The sequence below is a fragment of the Joostella atrarenae genome (genome assembly GCF_021764745.1).
Classification (GTDB): domain Bacteria; phylum Bacteroidota; class Bacteroidia; order Flavobacteriales; family Flavobacteriaceae; genus Galbibacter; species Galbibacter atrarenae.
Genome location: NZ_JAETXX010000032.1, coordinates 1 through 1,826 on the forward strand (window position 1 = coordinate 1; position 1,826 = coordinate 1,826).

3 protein-coding genes are annotated in these 1,826 nt (G+C 32.7%); all 3 read right to left on the bottom strand.

Annotation, left to right across the window (positions count from 1 at the left end; all coding sequences use genetic code 11):
- Positions 1 to 177: 177 nt before the first annotated feature.
- The 3 genes from JM658_RS16905 to JM658_RS16915 all read right to left on the bottom strand — a co-directional run bounded on the left by JM658_RS16905 (position 178) and on the right by JM658_RS16915 (position 1,807).
- The gene (locus JM658_RS16905; RefSeq protein WP_236961064.1) at positions 178 to 507 is read right to left on the bottom strand and encodes a hypothetical protein; all 330 of its coding nucleotides are present in this window, start codon (positions 505 to 507) and stop codon (positions 178 to 180) included.
- A gap of 536 nt (positions 508 to 1,043) precedes the next feature.
- Positions 1,044 to 1,580, bottom strand: coding sequence for a DUF2199 domain-containing protein (locus tag JM658_RS16910; RefSeq protein ID WP_236961066.1), 537 nt, complete (start codon positions 1,578 to 1,580; stop codon positions 1,044 to 1,046).
- A 2-nt stretch (positions 1,581 to 1,582) separates the two neighbouring features.
- On the bottom strand, positions 1,583 to 1,807 hold the full coding sequence (locus JM658_RS16915; RefSeq protein WP_236961068.1) for a hypothetical protein: 225 nt from the start codon (positions 1,805 to 1,807) through the stop codon (positions 1,583 to 1,585).
- Positions 1,808 to 1,826: the final 19 nt, after the last annotated feature.

Genomic DNA, 1,826 nt, shown 5'->3' on the forward strand with positions numbered 1-1,826 from the left:
AATTAGTGTGTATAAGAGCAGAGTAGGGCAATAGAAGGTAACGGTCTTGTGTATGATTAGTGGCGTGTTTAAACACCTAATTTAGCAAATAAAAACCGAATAGAAAATCCGCGAGGATTTTCGTAAGTAGGCGAGAACTAGCCATTAATTATAAACGTTGTTGTACACTGTACTTTTTTATTCCATTCTTGATAAGTAATTAATTATTTCTTCCGCATTTTTCTCGACAAAATCGACTTGACTTTGGGAAACATTTTCTCCGTGAATAGCATAATTGCAAATGGATAAAACTTCTCTCAAAATGTAATATAATTGCTTGTCAATAATTTGGTTATCCGTTAATTCTCTAATTATTATTGTCAGAGGCTTTTTTCTGTTTTCAATATTGTCAATGTTTTTGATCCAAATTCTACGCAACTCCTGTTCAATTCTGTATCTGACTTTAAACATCATTAAATTCTTGTCAGGAACATCAACCTTAATTTTAGACCTTTCGTCTAATTCCAAATTATAATGTTTTAATCTTTCTTTTAAAATTCGGTCAACTTTAGCATCTAATCTTGGGATTTCTTCGTCGGTTGGCGGTGGCCCAAAACCAGTAATGTTTTGATGAATGGTTTGAACTTGACTGTTTCTAATCTCATTTTTTAAGTCGCCAAAATGTAATTTAATTTGAGTTTTTAATTCTTCAATTTCTCTTTTAACTTTAATTCCGAAAAATTCAACTTCTGTAAAGATTGGTGCTAGTAGTAGTGTAACTAGAATTATAAAAATGAATACATCTAGTGGTGCTGATTCTCCTTGACCAATTGGTTCAAGTCTCTATATAAATAACGTTCCAGTTAGTAAGATTAGAAAAATCCACCATATTATTTTAAATGTATTACTAAATTTCATTGGTTGGTCAGTATTGTGTACAACGTTTACGTGTAAAGTTTCGTTGCGAGACGTCGAAGCGCTAGCGTAGATGTCTGCCGAAACTTTGTATTAAAGATAAAAGAATTTAATGAAAGAGAAAACGAAGCAATGAACTTTACACTGTGTTACCCAACGTTTTTTATCATTTCATTTACTCTTTTTTCCGCTTCTGTTTTTGTAATTCCATCGTAGTAATCTTTGACGAATGGATGGTCAAAATCTTCGCGAGGAAAAATTTCAGGTCTATCATTTCCGCTTTTTGTCATCACATCGCAAGGAATTGAAGATGTATCTCCATATTCAGGAATATTGCTACATGACCAACCAAAATATCCAGTTTCGTGATTCGTATTGTTGTAATTTTCTTTATAATCTAAATAACTTTTTTCGCTTAATGATACCCAAAGTCCGTATTCCAAAATTTCGCAAGCGTCTTTTACTTTTTGAGTAAGCGTTACTCTTATAAAACGGTCAATCTGGTCTTCATAATGAATTTCGCAAAAATCAGAGTCCAATTTGCCAAGTTCGGACTTTTCTTGGTCGGAAAGGTACTCATAGTTTGCTGGCGATTTAAAGGCTAATGCTGGCCAATCTGGATGGATTTGTCCACATTCAGAGCATTTAAATTCAGTCGTTTTATTTTTCTTCTTTTTCCAGAACATTTTTAGTTGTCGTTTATGAACTTTTCAAAGTCGTTAAATCCAATTTCCTTTAACTCCAAATCAAAGGCAAATGCTTGATTTTCGATAAGACTTATTATTTCAGAGTATCCACACTCAACTCCCTTATTAAACTCCGACTTGCTTGTGTCAGATTTTAATTCCGCTTCTCTTTCTTTAATCAGGTAAATTAAGTCTCTTAAATAATGTTTGTAAGTATCAGGATTCATTTTTAGTCAAATGTTGGGT